This is a genomic window from Arthrobacter senegalensis (assembly GCF_059091765.1).
In genome coordinates this window covers 911,670-927,479 of record NZ_JBNHGZ010000001.1, presented here as the reverse complement: position 1 = coordinate 927,479, position 15,810 = coordinate 911,670, and the positions used below count along the sequence as shown (strand labels likewise).

Annotated in this window: 17 protein-coding genes; 13 read left to right on the top strand and 4 right to left on the bottom strand. The window is 68.7% G+C overall.

Translation table 11 applies throughout. From position 1 onward, the window contains the following. Positions 1-48: 48 nt before the first annotated feature. Together AC5RVG_RS04360 and proC are read left to right on the top strand one after the other, a co-directional pair. Positions 49-1,065 (top strand): Ppx/GppA phosphatase family protein, encoded by a 1,017-nt coding sequence (locus AC5RVG_RS04360; protein WP_494012836.1) that lies wholly within the window; start codon positions 49-51, stop codon positions 1,063-1,065. Positions 1,066-1,373: 308 nt separating this feature from the next. Next, a complete protein-coding gene (gene proC / locus AC5RVG_RS04355; RefSeq protein WP_494012835.1) occupies positions 1,374-2,234 on the top strand; it encodes a pyrroline-5-carboxylate reductase in 861 nt (286 codons plus the stop codon). Positions 2,235-2,292: 58 nt separating this feature from the next. Here proC and AC5RVG_RS04350 read toward each other — a convergent pair whose 3' ends face one another. Together AC5RVG_RS04350 and AC5RVG_RS04345 are read right to left on the bottom strand one after the other, a co-directional pair. After that, positions 2,293-2,931, bottom strand: coding sequence for a potassium channel family protein (locus tag AC5RVG_RS04350; protein ID WP_494001300.1), 639 nt, complete (start codon positions 2,929-2,931; stop codon positions 2,293-2,295). 40 nt (positions 2,932-2,971) lie between these two features. Further along, complete coding sequence (locus tag AC5RVG_RS04345) at positions 2,972-4,384, bottom strand: TrkH family potassium uptake protein (RefSeq protein WP_494000638.1); 1,413 nt, start codon at positions 4,382-4,384, stop codon at positions 2,972-2,974. A gap of 124 nt (positions 4,385-4,508) precedes the next feature. Here AC5RVG_RS04345 and AC5RVG_RS04340 point away from each other — a divergent pair, with 124 nt between their 5' ends. From AC5RVG_RS04340 to AC5RVG_RS04310, 7 genes are all read left to right on the top strand, one after another. After that, positions 4,509-5,711, top strand: a complete 1,203-nt coding sequence (locus AC5RVG_RS04340; RefSeq protein ID WP_494012834.1) for an acetoin utilization protein AcuC — start codon at positions 4,509-4,511, stop codon at positions 5,709-5,711. Positions 5,712-5,881: 170 nt separating this feature from the next. Continuing rightward, the gene (locus tag AC5RVG_RS04335; RefSeq protein ID WP_494012833.1) at positions 5,882-6,361 is read left to right on the top strand and encodes an ArsR/SmtB family transcription factor; all 480 of its coding nucleotides are present in this window, start codon (positions 5,882-5,884) and stop codon (positions 6,359-6,361) included. A 454-nt stretch (positions 6,362-6,815) separates the two neighbouring features. Continuing rightward, positions 6,816-8,156 carry an NADP-specific glutamate dehydrogenase gene (gene gdhA, locus AC5RVG_RS04330; protein ID WP_494012832.1) on the top strand — a complete coding sequence of 447 codons (1,341 nt, stop codon included), beginning with the start codon at positions 6,816-6,818 and terminating at the stop codon, positions 8,154-8,156. 162 nt (positions 8,157-8,318) lie between these two features. Further along, positions 8,319-9,200 (top strand): N-acetylglucosamine kinase, encoded by an 882-nt coding sequence (locus AC5RVG_RS04325; RefSeq protein ID WP_494012831.1) that lies wholly within the window; start codon positions 8,319-8,321, stop codon positions 9,198-9,200. Positions 9,201-9,494: 294 nt separating this feature from the next. Then, positions 9,495-10,655, top strand: a complete 1,161-nt coding sequence (locus AC5RVG_RS04320; protein WP_494012830.1) for a 3-deoxy-7-phosphoheptulonate synthase — start codon at positions 9,495-9,497, stop codon at positions 10,653-10,655. 147 nt (positions 10,656-10,802) lie between these two features. Next, positions 10,803-11,015, top strand: a complete 213-nt coding sequence (locus tag AC5RVG_RS04315) for a helix-turn-helix domain-containing protein (RefSeq protein ID WP_493978048.1) — start codon at positions 10,803-10,805, stop codon at positions 11,013-11,015. Positions 11,016-11,174: 159 nt separating this feature from the next. Then, positions 11,175-11,273, top strand: a complete 99-nt coding sequence (locus AC5RVG_RS04310; protein ID WP_003792170.1) for a 30S ribosomal protein bS22 — start codon at positions 11,175-11,177, stop codon at positions 11,271-11,273. A 99-nt stretch (positions 11,274-11,372) separates the two neighbouring features. Here the strand turns inward: AC5RVG_RS04310 and AC5RVG_RS04305 are convergent, their stop codons facing one another. Then, complete coding sequence (locus tag AC5RVG_RS04305) at positions 11,373-12,191, bottom strand: HAD family hydrolase (RefSeq protein WP_494012829.1); 819 nt, start codon at positions 12,189-12,191, stop codon at positions 11,373-11,375. 65 nt (positions 12,192-12,256) lie between these two features. On the opposite strand from AC5RVG_RS04305, the gene AC5RVG_RS04300 reads away from it, so the two are divergent. Together AC5RVG_RS04300 and AC5RVG_RS04295 are read left to right on the top strand one after the other, a co-directional pair. After that, positions 12,257-12,517, top strand: coding sequence for a glutaredoxin family protein (locus tag AC5RVG_RS04300; protein ID WP_494012828.1), 261 nt, complete (start codon positions 12,257-12,259; stop codon positions 12,515-12,517). 166 nt (positions 12,518-12,683) lie between these two features. Next, positions 12,684-13,361, top strand: coding sequence for a redox-sensing transcriptional repressor Rex (locus AC5RVG_RS04295; protein ID WP_494000630.1), 678 nt, complete (start codon positions 12,684-12,686; stop codon positions 13,359-13,361). A 55-nt stretch (positions 13,362-13,416) separates the two neighbouring features. Here AC5RVG_RS04295 and AC5RVG_RS04290 read toward each other — a convergent pair whose 3' ends face one another. Further along, positions 13,417-14,241, bottom strand: coding sequence for a hypothetical protein (locus AC5RVG_RS04290; protein WP_494000629.1), 825 nt, complete (start codon positions 14,239-14,241; stop codon positions 13,417-13,419). Between the two features lie 236 nt (positions 14,242-14,477). Between AC5RVG_RS04290 and AC5RVG_RS04285 the strand changes: the two genes are divergently transcribed. Both AC5RVG_RS04285 and AC5RVG_RS04280 read left to right on the top strand, forming a co-directional pair. Beyond that, positions 14,478-15,140: a histidine phosphatase family protein gene (locus tag AC5RVG_RS04285; RefSeq protein ID WP_494012827.1), complete on the top strand. Its 663-nt coding sequence runs from the start codon at positions 14,478-14,480 to the stop codon at positions 15,138-15,140. Positions 15,141-15,194: 54 nt separating this feature from the next. Further along, the gene (locus AC5RVG_RS04280; protein WP_494000627.1) at positions 15,195-15,809 is read left to right on the top strand and encodes a TlpA family protein disulfide reductase; all 615 of its coding nucleotides are present in this window, start codon (positions 15,195-15,197) and stop codon (positions 15,807-15,809) included. Position 15,810 lies beyond the last annotated feature (1 nt).

Genomic DNA, 15,810 nt, shown 5'->3' with positions numbered 1-15,810 from the left:
CCGTTGCCCGTTTGCGGTGCCCGTGCCGGAGGCCTGCATAATATGAACATGCGTCTGGGCGTTCTCGACATCGGTTCCAACACGGTGCATTTGTTGTTGGTGGATGCCCGCCCGGGTGCCCGGCCGGTGCCTTTCGCCTCGCACAAGCGGCCGCTGTCGCTGGTGGCGTATCTGGATGCCGACGGCAGTATCAGCGAAGAGGGCCAGCAGGAACTCATCGGCTTTATCCGAGAGGCCTGGCGGTTCGCCGGGCTGCACGGGGCCGAAGACATGCTGGCCTTCTGCACCTCCGCCATCCGCGAAGCGACCAACGGCAGGGCAGTGCTGGACCGGGTCAAGGCGGAAGCCAATGTCACGCTGCAGGAGCTGACCGGCCCCGAGGAGGCCGGCATGACCCTGGTGGCCGTCCGCCGCTGGTACGGCTGGGGGTCGGGCACCATCCTGGACCTGGACATCGGCGGCGGCTCCTTCGAGATGGCCATCGGCCACGACGAACTGCCCGAACACGCTGTATCGGTGCCGCTGGGAGCGGGCCGGCTGACCCGGGAGTGGCTGCCCGAGGACCCCCCGAGCGTGAAGAGCATCAAGGACCTGCACGGGTATATCCGCGAGACGCTGGCTCCCGCGGTCGAAGAAATTTCTGCCCACGGCCGGCCGGACATGGTGGTCGGAACCTCCAAGACCTTCCGCTCGCTGGCACGGATCGCCGGGGCCGCACCCTCGGCCGCCGGCCCGTACGTGCGGCGGGAACTGCACCGCACGGACCTGTCCCTGTGGACGCGGCGACTGGCCGCCATGCCGGTCAGCGACCGTGTCAATCTGCCGGGTGTCTCGATGGTGCGGGCGCCGCAACTGCTTGCCGGGGCGATGGTCGCCGAGGCGGCGATGGAGATGTTCGAGACCGAGACGCTGCAGATCTGCCCGTGGGCGCTGCGCGAGGGGCTGATCCTCAAACGCTTCGATCACCTGCTCTACGACAGCGACGCCCCGGTCAGTCCCGTGGGCACCATGCTGGTGCGGCAGGCGCTGGAGCCGGCCCCCGCCGTCGAGAAGGTGGGCAGTTAGCAGCCGCGGCGCAAAACCGCGGACACGTCACGCGGCAGGGCTGCGGTGGAGGGCTTAAATGGCGACGCCGGCGAACGTTGCGGTCGGTTGGGGGAGTCAACCGCTGTTCGCCGGCGCCTGGACCGGAACCAGCAGATCCGGTCCATCATCACTCGCACCTTGATGAGGTGTTTAAGACACTAGACGGGGACCTTGGGACAACGCCGTTAAACACCTGAACGGCACCTGTGAGTTCTTCCCCGCGGGTGTGCGCGGGGGCCCGAACGGCAGCACGCGCCGGATGACGGCGCCATGATTCAATGGCAGACATGACTGCTGACGCCAAGGAAACACCAACCGCTCGCCGCATCGCTTTCCTGGGCTGTGGGTCCATGAACGAGGCCATCCTGGCCGGGCTGCTGGCCTCCGGAACACCGGCAGAAAACGTGACGGCGACGGTGCGCCGCAGCGAACGCGCCGCGGAACTGCGCGGGCGTTATCCCGGCCTGACGGTGCTGGCGGAACAAGACGACCCGGCGGCCAACGCCCATGCGGTGCAGGGCGCCGACGTAGCCGTGCTGGGGGTGAAGCCGGCGGGCATCGCGGACCTGTGCCGGACCATCGCGCCGGCTCTGGATAAGCGGACCGTGGTGGTTTCCGTGGCCGCGGCAGTCACCGTCGCCGCCATGGAAGCTGCCCTGCCGGAAGGCCAGCCGCTGGTGCGCAGCATGCCCAACACGCCGCTCAAGGTGCGCCGCGGGGCGGTCGGCGTCTCCGCCGGCAGCCACGTGAGCGATGCCCAGCTGGAGGCCGCCCGCGAAGTATTCGCCGGCGCCGGCACGGTCGTCGTGGTTCCGGAACACCAGCTGGACGCGGTGTCCGCGGTCAGCGGTTCCGGCCCCGCCTATGCTTTCTACCTGGCCGAAGCGATGGCCGCCGCCGGCGTGGAGCTGGGCCTGGAACCGGAGCTGTCGATGACGCTGGCCCGCGAGACCGTGGCCGGCGCGGGCATCATGCTCGCTGCGCCGGATGCCGACCCGGCGGTCATGCGCCGTGCCGTCACCAGCCCGAACGGCACCACGGAACGCGCCATCGCCTCCTTCGACGACGACGGGCTGCCGCAGGTGATCGCGCGCGGTGCCGCGGCCGCTGCCGAACGGGCGGCCGAACTGTCGCGCGAGCTGGCCTGAGCCCTAAGGGGGCCTGGGTCCGCTGTTCTTGCGGGCGGCCCCGCTACGGGCGGCCCCCCTACGGGCGGGCCGCGAAACGCTCCAGCAGGTCCACGTGCCCGGAGACGATCAGCATGTCCCGGCTGGAGACCTTGGTTTCGGGCCGCGCATAGGTGAAGTCTTCGCCGGGCGACTTCACGCCCACCACCGTGACGCCGTACCTGGAGCGCACCTGCGACTCACCCAGCGTGAAGCCCTGGGTCTCCTTCGGCGGGTACATCTTGACGATGGCGAAACCGTCGTCGAACTCGATGAAGTCCAGCATCCGGCCGCCCACCAGGTGCGCGGCGCGGCGGCCGGCGTCGGCCTCCGGGTAGATGACATGGTTGGCGCCGATGCGCGAGAGGATCTTGCCGTGCGACGGGGTGATGGCCTTGACCCAGAGGTGCTCGATGCCCAGGTCCACCAGGTTCACGGTGATCAGCACCGAGGACTCGATCGAGGTGCCCACACCGACGACGGCGGAGCTGAACTCCTGGGCGCCCAGTTGGCGCAGCGCGTCGATGTTCGTGGCGTCGGCCTCCACCACGTGGGTCAACTGCCCCGACCACTTCTGCACCAGGGCCGGATCACGTTCGATCGCCAGCACCTCGCGGCCCTGCTTGACCAGTTGTTCCGCGGTCGAGGAACCGAAGCGGCCCAAGCCGACCACCAGCACGGGCGCGTTGTGGGCGGGACGTCTGTTCGATGCGGACTTGTCAGCCAATGATGGGCCTCTCTTCGGGGTAGTGGAACAGCTGGCGGCGCTCGCGCAGCGCCAGGGCGGCGGCCAACGTAATGGTGCCGACGCGGCCGGCGAACATCAGGGCGCAGAGCACATATTTGCCCTCGGGCGGCAGCTCGGCGCTCAGGTTGGTGCTCAGCCCGACGGTGGCGAACGCGGAAATGACCTCGAACAGCACTCGGTCCAGGCTTTCGCCGGTGAGGGCCAGCAGCAGGCCGGCGGCGAAGGCCACCAACGTGGCACCCATGACGATCACCGAGATGGCCACCCGCATGGCGCCTTCGGGGATGGTCCGGCCATGGACCTTCACATCCCGGTCGCCGCGGGCCTCGGCTGCGATGGCCAGGAACACGATCGCGATGGTCGTGACCTTGATGCCGCCCGCGGTCGAGGCGGAACCGCCGCCGGCGAACATCAGGGCATCGGAAAAGAGCATGGTGGACGGCTCGATGTCGTTCATGTCCACCAGGTTGAAGCCGAGCGAGCGGGTCATCACGGACGCGAACGTTGCGTGCAGGACCTTGTCCCAGGTGCTCATGCCGCCCAGGGTCTCCGGGTTGCTCCACTCCATGGCGCCCCAGACCAGGGCGCCTACCACCAGCAGGATCAGGGACACCTCGACCGTGAGCTTGGTGTGCAGGTTCCATTTACTGAAGCGCCAACCGCGCTCCAGAAGCACCATGACCACCGGGAACCCGAGGCTGCCCAGGAAACCGCCGACCATCAGCGGCAGCAGGATCCACTCGTCGGTCTCGTAGGGGACCAGGCCATCGGAGTGCGGGGTGAACCCCGCATTGTTGAACGCCGAGATGGCATAGAAGATGCCGTGCCAGGCGGCCTGGGGAAAGGATTCGCCGAGCATCAGGAAACGGGGGATCAGCACCAGGGCGAGCACCACCTCGATGATCACCGAGGTGGTGATCACGATCCGCAGCAGCGCGCCGACCTCGCCCAGGCGGCCCGCGTTGCTCATGGCGGACTGGGCGATCAGCTTGCCGCGCACGCCCAGCCGCTTGCTCACCATGAGCGCCAGCAGCGAGGCCAGCGTCAGCGTGCCCAGGCCGCCGATGAAGATGCCCAGCAGGATCACGGCCTGGCCGAGGAAGGTCCAGTGGCCGGCGGTGGACACCACGGTCAAGCCCGTGACGCAGACCGCCGAGACAGCCGTGAAGAAGGCGTCGTGCAGCGGCGTGATGACCCCGTCGCGGGCCGCGGCGGGCAAGGACAGCAGCCCGGTGAAGACCAGGATCACCGCCACGTAGACGATCAGCGCCAGCCGTGCCGGGGAACTGTTGGCAACGCTGTCCACGAAGTCGCGGAGCGTGCGCAAAAGCGAGAATCGTTCGTGTTCCCGCCCGGCTAGCCATGACGGCTGCTGTCTGGTCATCCCGATCGCTTCTGTCCGGCTCCGAAATCGCTGACTTGCTCCTTGCAGTAGTAAATCATCAATTGATCGCACGGGGCGCGGGAAGAATGCGCGCGCACCGGTGCTTTCGCGTAGCCTGTCTGTGATGTCAGCGACCCCAGTTCCCGCGGTTCCCACTCTGGCGGTGTGGAGTGAATCCGTCTTGGCCTACAATTTCGGCGCGCATCATCCCATGTCCCCGATCCGGCTGGACCTGACGGCCAGGCTGGCTGACGAATTCGCCATCTTCCACCGCCCGAACGTCACGTTGGCCGCAGCCGAAATCGCCGGCGACGCGGCGCTGCAGACCGTGCACGACCCGGCCTACGTGGCCGCGGTGAAGGCGGTCAGCGAAGACTCGGACGCCATCGACGACGAGCGCGGCCTGGGCACCGAAGACGATCCGGTGTTTCCAGGCATGCACACCGCCAGCGCCCGAATCGCCGGGGCCTCGCTGCAGTCCGCGGCCGCGATCCTGGACGGCACGGCGCTGCATGCGGTGAACTTCGCCGGCGGCATGCACCACGCCGCGCGCGGCAAGGCCAGCGGGTTCTGCATCTACAACGACTGCGCCCTGGCCATCCAGCACCTGCTGGATAACGGCGTGCAGAGGGTCGCGTACGTCGACGTCGACGCGCACCACGGCGACGGCGTCCAGTCGATCTTCTACAACGACCCGCGGGTGCTGACCATCTCCCTGCATGAAACCGGCACCCACCTGTTCCCGGGGACGGGCTTCGCGAACGAGAGCGGGGGCCCGGAGGCGCCGGGCAGTTCCGTCAACGTCGCCATGCCGCCCCGCTCCGGCGACGCCGCCTTCCTGCGGGCCTTCCATGCCGTGGTCCCGCAGCTGGTCAGGGCCTTCGCCCCCGAAGTTATCGTCAGCCAGCACGGCTGCGACAACCATGCCCGCGACCTGCTGAGCAGTCTTCGGCTGAGCGTGGACGCCCAGCGGCAAATGATGCTGGACACGGCCGACCTGGCGCGCGAGGTCTGCGGCGACCGCTGGATCGCCACGGGCGGCGGCGGCTACGACGTCTTCAATGTGGTGCCCCGGTCCTGGACGCACATGCTCGCCATTGTTTCCGGCCGGGCCATTCCGTTGCACAGCGAGGTGCCGCAGTCCTGGCATGACTACGTCGAGGTGCGGTACGGCCAGCAGGCACCGCTGTACATGGGCGACGACGCCGACCTGTGGTGGCGCTCGTGGGAGGTCGGCTATGACCCCAACGACGGCGTGGACCGCACCGTGATGGCCACCCGCAAGGAAATTTTCCCCTACCACGGGCTCGATCCCTGGTTCGACTAGGCCGTTACTGGGTTCGCCAAGCCCCCAGCGGATGGGGCGGCAGACCCTGGCCGGGCGGCCGCGCCAGACGCAGTCGTCCACCGAACCCGGTATCGAGATTCTGCCCTGCCCGGCGCCGGGACCAACGCCGGGGGTGTGCCCCGGAGCATATATGCGGTTAGGGTAATGCAATGGCCATCGATGATGTCTTTGCAGTGATTGCCGAAGGTACCCGCCGGGACATACTCGGGTCGCTCCGTGACGGCGACAAGGCGGTTGGCGAACTGGTCGAAGAGCTGGAGGTGAGCCAGCCGACCGTCTCCAAGCACCTGAAGGTGCTGCGCGAAGCCGGACTCGTGTCCATGCGCGCCCAGGGCCAGAAGCGCTACTACTCGCTGCAGACCGGGCCGCTGCAGCATGTGGCCGACTGGATCATCGGGTTCGGGGTCGATGTCCTGCCCGCCGCCGAGGCGGGGCCGGTGTCGCCCGCGGTGGCAGCCGCCGTCGTCGCCCCGCAGGAACCCGCGCATGCGGTGACGGGGCGGAGCCTCGAGGTTCCGGTTCCCGCCAACCTCAGCCGCTCCCTCGGCCAGGCGGCCAACAAGGCGACGACCAAGGCCGCGGACATCTTCGCGCATCTGCCCAAACTGCCGCGCCGCCGCCGCGGCTGAGCGGCGGCCACGGTGCCGATGTGAGCGGCGGCCCCGGGTGCCGGTGCCCGGCGACCCCGGAGCCGTTGCGCGCGGCAGCCCGGCCTGGACTCAGACGACGCCCGGCGGCAGCCCGGCGGCGCACGAGGCGGCAGCCCGGCGGAGTACCAGAGGGGCCACCCATGCGGGACGCGGAGGGCCCCGGGGCGTGAGGAGCCGCACATTCGGGCCCCGACGGGCGGGCGCGTTCGCCCGTGACGGCCGGCACTTTCCGCCCCGCCACCGCGCCCAGCGGTGCCGGAACTGCCCGGCGCAGTGCGACAAACCGGCCAACTGTACCGCCGTCCGGCGCGTTACGAGGCGGTTCGGCGATGTGTCAGGTGTGTTTCTTAGATCCCGCTTCTTATGGTTTTCTGTGTGAGGGCCCGCAGCAACCTGAGTGCCCCCATACGTCAGCTAGTGAAGGGACGCACCCATGGATGCCCACCTGCTTGAAGTCCGCGACGAAGTCTTCCGGCGCAATCCAGGCGAAACGGAATTCCACCAGGCCGTCACCGAAGTCTTCGAAACCCTCGAGCCGCTGTCCGCCCGGCACCCCGAATATTCCGACGCCGCCATCCTGCAGCGCATCTGCGAGCCCGAACGCCAGATCATCTTCCGCGTGCCCTGGGTGGACGACGCCGGCAACGTCCAGATCAACCGCGGCTTCCGCGTGGAGTTCAACTCCGCGCTTGGCCCCTACAAGGGCGGCCTGCGCTTCCACCCCTCGGTCTACCTGGGCATCATCAAGTTCCTGGGCTTCGAGCAGATCTTCAAGAATGCCTTGACCGGCATGCCCATCGGCGGCGGCAAGGGCGGGTCCGACTTCGATCCGCGCGGCCGGTCCGACGGCGAGGTCATGCGCTTCTGCCAGTCCTTCATGACGGAGCTCTACCGCCACATCGGCGAATACACCGACGTTCCGGCCGGGGACATGGGCGTGGGCACCCGCGAAATCGGCTACCTGTTCGGCCAGTACAAGCGCATCACCAACCGCTACGAGTCAGGCGTCCTCACCGGCAAGGGCATCGGCTGGGGCGGCTCGCTGGTCCGCCCGGAAGCCACCGGGTACGGCGCGGTGCTGTTCGCGCAGGAAATGCTCAAAACCCGCGGGCAGAGCCTGGACGGGCAGCGCGTGGCCATCTCCGGCTCCGGCAACGTGGCCATCAACGCCGTCGAAAAGGCGCAGGAACTCGGCGCCACGGTCGTCACCGCCTCCGACTCCGGCGGCTACATCGTCGACGAGGCCGGCATCGACGTCGAACTGCTGCGCCAGATCAAGGAAGTCGAGCGGGGCCGCATTTCGGAGTACGCCGAGCGCCGCGGCTCTGCCGTGCACTACGTGGCCGACGGCAACATCTGGGACGTCGACTGCACCGTGGCGCTGCCGTGCGCCACCCAGAACGAGCTGGACGAGAAATCCGCCCGGCGCCTGGTGGAGTCCGGGCTGGTCGCCGTCGCCGAGGGCGCCAACATGCCGTGCACGAGCGAAGCCGCCTCCATCTTCCAGGACGCGGGCCTGCTGTTCGGCCCGGGCAAGGCCGCGAATGCCGGCGGCGTGGCCACCTCCGCCCTGGAGATGCAGCAGAACGCCAGCCGCGACGCCTGGACCTTCGAGTACACGGAGCAGCGCCTGACGGACATCATGGTCGGCATCCACGACCGCTGCGCCGAGACCGCCGAGGAATACGGCATGCCCGGCAACTACGTGGCGGGCGCGAACATCTCCGGCTTCAAAAAGGTAGCCGACGCCATGCTCGCCCTGGGCCTCATCTAAGGCAGCCCACACAGCCAAGCACTGATGACGACGACGGTGCCCGCCACGGCGGGCACCGTTTCGTTCTGGTGGTGTGCGGGTCATCCCGCGGGTCCGGGCAGGCTTGACGGACGTTCCGGCCCGGCCTCCGCGGCGGCGGGACGCCCCGAGTAAGCTCACCCCATGGTGCAAAGACTCATCGGGCTGGACATCGGCGGCAGCAAGACACACGGCATCCGGCTGGACGACGGCTTGCCGGTCGCCGAAGCCACGGCGGGCAGCGCCAACGTGCAGAACGCCAGCCCCGCCCAGGCCGCCGCGGCCCTCGCCGAGGTCTTCGGCCGGCTCGGCGCGACCGGGATCACGGCGGTCTACGCAGGGGCGGGCGGAATCGACACCGAGGGCGACGCCGCGGCGCTGCGCGCCCTGATCGCCCCGCTGGCCCACGGGGCGGTCGTCCATGTTGTCCACGACACCCGCCTGGTGCTCGCCGCCGGACGCCTCCGCACCGGGATCGGCGTGGTCGCCGGAACCGGATCGTCCGTGTGGGGCATCAACGAGGCCGGGCTTGAGGTCCGCGCCGGCGGCTGGGGGCACCTGTTGGGCGATGAGGGCAGCGGCTACTGGCTGGGGCGGGAAGCCGTCCGGCACGCACTCGCCCGCCTGGATGCGGGCCTGCGGCGGGACCGGCTCACGGACCTGCTGCTGGACGACTGCGGGCTGCAGGAGCCGGCCGAGCTGATAGCGCTGTTCCACTCGGCGAAAACCGACCGGCGGTTTTGGGCGGGCAAGTCCCGCCTGGTGGTGGCCGCCGCCGACGGCGCCGATCCGGCGGCAGAGGCGATCGTCGACCGCGCGGCCGCCGACCTGGCCAGCCAGATTGCCCTGGTCGCCCGGCGGCTGGGCATGGGCGGCCCGGTGGTGCTCGGCGGCGGGCTGGGCATGAACGTCCCGCGGTTCCAACGCTCGCTCGCCGCCGCACTGGAACCGCACGGGATCGCAGACCTCCGCCCGCTGGACCGGGAACCGGTCTTCGGCATCGACGTGCTGGCCGGCCTGGCCTGAGCGGCCGGCGCCCCACACCTACGGATGCAGAAGCCGGCGCCCCGCCGTCGTCATAATCTGTCATGTCCCGGGCCCGCGTTTTCCTTCCCCCGCGGACCGGGCGTACAGTTCCGGGTATGACGACTCGTTGGTATGCGTATTTTGCGTTGGCTCTGGAGGGGCCTGACGTAACCGCCTAGCGCCTACGCATACCAACCTTCAGAGCCAACAGGGCAGAGATGATTCTCTGCCCTTCGCCATTTCTCCGGCGGGTTCTGTAGCGAAGTCCCGCCGCCAACAGACGGGACACCGACCATGAATTCAGCAGCCAACCAGCTCTTGGAAACCGAAGCGCCGACGCCGGCCGGCGTCGCAGCCGCCGACCCGGCCTCGCCGCGCAGCACGAACAACCTGCGGGTGGGCGGCTTCAGCCCGCTGCCGTCACCGGGCGAGGTGCTGCAGGAACAGCCCCTGACCGCCGAGGCCGCCGCCGTCGTCGCCCGCGGCCGGGAGGACATCCGGGCGGTCATGGACGGGGTGGACGACCGGCTCCTGGTGATCGTGGGACCGTGCTCGATCCACGACACCGCGGCGGGCCTGGACTACGCGCGCCGCCTGGCGCAGGTGGCACGTGAGCACCGCGAAGAGCTGCTGATCGTGATGCGCACGTACTTCGAGAAACCGCGGACCACGGTGGGCTGGAAGGGGCTGATCAACGACCCGCGGCTGGACGGCTCCCATGACATCGCCGCTGGCCTGCGGCTGGCGCGGACGTTCCTGCTGGAGGTGGCGGAGCTCGGCCTGCCGGTGGCCACGGAGTTCCTGGAACCGATCAGCCCGCAGTACCTGGCGGACCTGGTCAGCTGGGGAGCGATCGGTGCGCGCACCACCGAAAGCCAGATCCACCGCCAGTTGGTCTCGGGGCTCTCCATGCCGGTGGGTTTCAAGAACGGCACGGACGGCGGGCTGCAGGTTGCGCTCGACGCCTGCCACGCTGCGGCCGCGGCACAGGTGTTCCTGGGGATCGACGGCGAGGGACGGGCGGCGCTGGTCTCCACCAACGGCAACCCCGACACCCACGTGATCCTGCGCGGCGGCGCCAGCGGCCCGAACTACGGAGCCCAGGAGGTGGCGGCCGCGTCCGCGGCGCTGGCCGAAGCCGGCCTGAATCCGCGGCTGATCGTGGACGCCAGCCACGCCAACAGTGGCAAGAGCCACCACCGCCAGGCCGAGGTGGCGCTGGAGATCGCCGCGCAGGTCGAAGCTGGCGGCAGCGCCATCGCCGGCCTGATGCTGGAGAGCTTCCTGGTGGGCGGGGCACAGAAACTGGAGGTGTCCCAGGACGGCGGGGGAGCGGCGTTGGTTTACGGGCAGAGTGTCACGGATGCCTGCATGGAGTGGGACGTCACGGCGGATGTGCTGGCCCAGCTGGCGTCGGCCGCGGGGAACCGCGCCACGAAAGCGGCCCGAGGGTAAAAGGCCGTGCTTGGTTAAAATGCTTAAGCTACAGTGTGCACTTTCACTTTTGCCACAACAGCCTCTAAAGTATCTAGGAAGACGGTTGTTGGGGCGGGGCAAGGCGGCACGCCGCCGGTGTTGCTTACAGTAAAGGAACAGTGCGTAATGGCTGACGAGAACAATTTCTCGAGTGTGCGCTTCTTGACGGTGTCGGAAGTGGCCGCGGTCATGCGCGTGTCCAAGATGACCGTTTACCGCTTGGTGCATTCGGGCGAGATGCCCGCCGTGCGCTTTGGACGTTCCTATCGGGTGCCCGAATCGGCCGTGGAGGAGTACCTGCGCGGCGCCGTGATCGACCGGGAGACCGGGACGGCCTGACGCTCCGGAGCGGGCCGGCTGCCGTCCGACGGTCAAAGCGGGGGGCGCGGAGGCGGTACCCTGTTAAGGAACGTTTTACGTCATCGTCGAAAACCGTGAGTTGACGTGTGCCCCGCCGGGCACCGGCAGCTGACGAAACTATCAGTGAATGAGGGACTCGTGGGTTCAGTTATCAAGAAGCGCCGCAAGCGTATGGCCAAGAAGAAGCACCGTAAGCTGCTTCGCAAGACCCGTCACCAGCGCCGCAACAAGAAGTAGGACCGACAACCGGTTCCCTTTTCTTCCAAGGCCCGCCAGGAAACTGGCGGGCCTTGTGCCGTTAACCGGTTTTCATCCCCGCCGGCGTGGGTCCGGCCGTTACGCCGCCGGTCGCCGGAATCTGTTGACCCCGCGCCAGAGACCGTAGACCGCGCCGGCACCGGTGGCGGCCTTGAGACCCAAGGTGGCCGCCCGCCGGCCGCTCCTGTAGTCGTAGACCGGCCAGTTGTTCTCCCGGGCGTGCCGGCGCAGCCTGGCGTCCGGGTTGATCGCCACCGGGTTGCCCACCAGGGTCAGCAGCGGGACGTCGTTGTAGGAGTCGCTGTAGGCCCAGCAGCGCGCCAGGTCCATGCCTTGGCGGATGGCCAACTCCTCGACCGCGACAGCCTTGGCCGGCCCGTGCAGGATGTCCCCGATGAGTCGTCCGGTGTAGGCACCGTCTTCGGTTTCACCCACCGTGCCCAGGGCGCCCGTCAGGCCCAGCCGGTCGGCGATGACGGCGGCCACTTCAACCGGCGTGGCCGTGACCAGCCAGACCTTGCGGCCCACCCGCAGGTGTTGGTCCGCCAGGGCCCTGGTTCCGGGCCAGATCTTGGAGGCGATGACTTCGTCGTAGACCTCGTCGCCCAGTTGTTTGACGTCGTCGCTCAGCAGGCCGGTGGCAAGGGCCAGTGCCGTGTCGCGGATCGACTGGATGTCCTTGAGGTTCTCACCCCGCATCAGGAAGCGGGCCTGTTTGAAGCCGAAACCGGCAGCGTCGCGCATCCGGAAGGCGCCGCTCTGGTACATCTTGCGGGCCACGTGGAACAGGCTGGCGCCGCGCATCAGGGTGTTGTCGACGTCGAAAAATGCCGCTTCCGTCCCCGGGTCCGTGGAGACCGAGGCGCGCTGTGCATGGCCGGCGGCGGTCTTGGGCATGCTTCGAGTCTAACGAGGCGCCGGAGATTGTCCGTTCAGCGCCACCGGCCGCTACCGTGGAAGGCATGAGTGGATCCGACACGCGCCCCGGGCACGAACTGGTGCTGCTGACCAAACCCGGCTGCCATCTGTGCCAGGCGGCACGGGAGACCGTCGGGGGCGTTGCGGGGGAGCTCGGTCTCGCCTGGGAAGAGAAGAACATCCTCGAGGACCCCGAGCTCGAACGGCGCTTCGCCGAGGAGATCCCCGTGGTCATGATCGACGGCGTCCAGCGGGACTTCTGGCACATCGATCCGGACCGGCTGCGACGGCTGCTCACACAGTAGTCCGGGGCGGCCCGGCCGGCGTCACAGGAGTTGGAGAGCGGCGCGGGGGAGCTTAATCTTGGGGGGACACAAGCCTGCGGTTGGACAGCCGCCGGCGGCACCCAGGACCCGGAACGGCTGGAAACGGCACGGCCGGAGCCCCGCAGCAGGCATCGGAGCGACAACAGTGACCCACCTCCCGGATACCGAGGCTGCCAAGCCATCCGGCCACGAGATCCCGCCGGCCGCGCTCGCACGCCTGACCATCTACCTCCGGGCCCTGAATTCGCTGGTGTCCGAGGGCACGGAACGCATATCGTCCGAGCAACTGGCCGAGGCCGCCGGCGTGAGCCCGCCCACCCTGCGCAAGGACCTTTCCTACCTCGGGTCGTTCGGTACCCGCGGCGTGGGCTACGACGTCCGGCTGGTCGGCCAGGAGATTGCCGCGGCCCTGGGGCTCACCCAGGACTGGAAAGTCGCGATTGTCGGCATCGGCAACCTGGGCCGGGCCCTGGCCGGCTACTCCGGATTCACCACCAAGGGATTCGGAGTCGTGGCGCTCTTCGACGCGGATCCGCAGGTCGTCGGGTCCGAGGTCTCGGGGATGCGCGTCAGCCCGATCGGTGACTTGGAACTTATCCTGCGGCAGACCGGCACCAACATGGCGGTCCTGGCCGTGCCCGCCGGCGCGGCCCAGGGGCTCTGCGACCGGCTCGTCGAAGCCGGCGTCACGAGCATTCTCAGCTTCGCGCCGGCGGTGCTGCAGGTTCCGCCATCCGTGCAGCTGCGCAAGGTGGACATGGCCACCGAACTGCAGATCCTGGCGTACCACGCGCAACGGGCGCAGACGACGGAGCACGGCTGAACACTGCTGCGCCCCGCCGGGTTCCGGCCGTCAGGCGGCCGGAACCCGCTCCCGGTCAGCGGCCGTAGACGCCGAACTTGTGCGCCTTGGTGGCCTGGAAGAACCTGTTCGACGCCGGCAGGAACAGCAGCACGATCGCCGCGATGCCCAGCAGCACGGACAAGGTGCCGAACCAGATGTTGAAGAGTCCGAACAGCGAGAGCGCGGCGAACACCGCCCCGGTGATGCGGGCCCAGTTCTTGCCCGCCTTCACGCCGAAGGCCACCATCAGGTACAGCCCGACGGCGATCACCGCGGTGATGACGATGAACACTCCTGCCGTACCGCTCATCATTTCCGCCAGCTCGGCGTCGGAGAACTGGCCGCCCTGCTCGCCCAGGGCTTCGCGGACCGACGGGTCGTTGAGCACCATCGCCATGGTGCCGTCCAGGTTCGCCAGTTCCGTCAGCATTTCGATGGCGGTCAGCACGGCGGCAGCAATGATCAACCAGAACGCAATGACGACCTCGCGCGGCGCCGTGGGTTTGGCGGCGGTCTGCGCCTGCCCGCCGGGGTAGCCGTACTGGCCGGGCACGGCGTTCTGGTAGCCGTACGGGGACTGCCCGTACTGCTGGCCGTACGGGGACTGCCCCTGCTGGCCCTGGCCGTAGGGCTGCTGCCCGTACTGTTGTCCATACTGGGGTCCGGACTGCGGCGGGTTCTGCCCGTACTGTCCGTACTGCGGGGCGTTTTGCCCGTAGGGAGGCTGCTCCGAGCCGGGCTGCTGAGGCGCGTTCTGGCCGTATTGCGGCAGGTTCTGCCCGTACCGGGGCTGTTCCTGGCCTCCGGGCCGGCCCTCCCCGTCACCGGGCTGGTTCGGTTCGTTTACTGGGGTGCTCATGGCCGGTTCCTTTTCATCTCATCCACACGGGTCGCCCTCCGTGCGGCCGGCCTGCGCGCCGGCCGCAGAGGTGCTTGGCAGCTGTTAAGGCAACACTACAATGCAGGCCAGTGCCGCGGCGGTCGGCCGGAAGGATGATTTTCTTCCCGGGCAGCCGGCGGGGCCAGACACTACACCCCCGCGGGCGGACAGCGGGGCTTTTGGGCAAACACCGGCGGTTTGAGACACTTGTACCCATGCCCGAAGCTACCGTCCACCTGCTCCGCCACGGCGAGGTCCACAACCCCGACCGCGTGCTTTACGGCAGGCTGCCGAGCTTCAGGCTGTCCGCGCTGGGCCAGGAAATGGCCGAGTGTGCCGCGGGCTACTTTTCCGAACGCCGCGACGACGGCGCCAGGATCAGCTACCTGGTGGCCTCGCCGTTGGACCGGGCCCAGGAGACCGCGGCCCCGACCGCCAAGGCGCTTGGCCTCGAGATCGTCACCGACGAGCGGATCATCGAAGCCGAGAACCACTTCGAGGGGCTGGCGGACATCCGCTCGCACCTGAACCAGCCCCGGCACTGGCCGCACCTCTACAATCCCTTCCGGCCGTCCTGGGGGGAGCCGTACGCGGCGCAGGCCGCCCGGATGCGCGAGGCCATCGACGACGCCCGCCGGATAGCCGTGGAACGCGGCGGGGAGGGCGCCGAGGCGGTCCTGGTCAGCCACCAGCTTCCCATCTGGGTGACCCGGCTGGCCGCCGAGGGCAAACGGCTCTGGCATGATCCCCGCCGCCGCCAGTGCACGCTGGCCTCGGTGACTTCCCTGGAGTTCGACGGCGGCCGCCTCGCCGGGGTGCGCTACGCCGAGCCGTGCGCCCACCTCCTGCCCGGTGCGGCGAACCTGCCCGGAGCATAATAGAATTACTACGCGTTGTAGAAGTGGGACACCCCCAACCCCACGAAGAAAAGTGTGACTGTGACTGCCGATAACCCCCGTTCGTTCAATCGCCGTACCGCGTTCAAAGTCGGTGCGGGGCTGCTGGGCGCCCTGTCGCTCGCCGCCTGTTCCGTCGAGGATCCGTTGGCCCAGCAGGCCAACGCCGGCGACAACAAGAACTACATCGCCGGCGACGGCTCGGTCACCGAGTACGCGCCCGACTCGCGCGGCGAACCCGTCCAGCTGACCGCCAAGCTCTTCGACGGCACCACCGTCGATGCGGCCGACTGGGCCGGTCAGGTGACGGTCCTTAACTTCTGGTACGCCTCCTGCGCGCCCTGCCGGCTGGAAGCTCCGGACCTACAGGCGTTGAGCGAGGAATTCGCCGACGGCGCCCGGTTCTACGGCGTCAACATCCGGGACGAGCGCCCCACGGCAGAGGCCTTCGAGCGCAACTTCGGGGTGACTTACCCCAGCTTCATGGACAAGAACGGCGACGTCCTGCTGGCGATGACCGCCTACGTGCCCCCGCAGGCCGTCCCCACCACGCTGGTGCTGGACAAGGAGGGCCGCGTCGCCGCCCGGATCCTGGGCGTGGCGGACAAGGGCACGCTCCGGGCCCTGATTAAAGACGCAGTGGCCGCCTAGC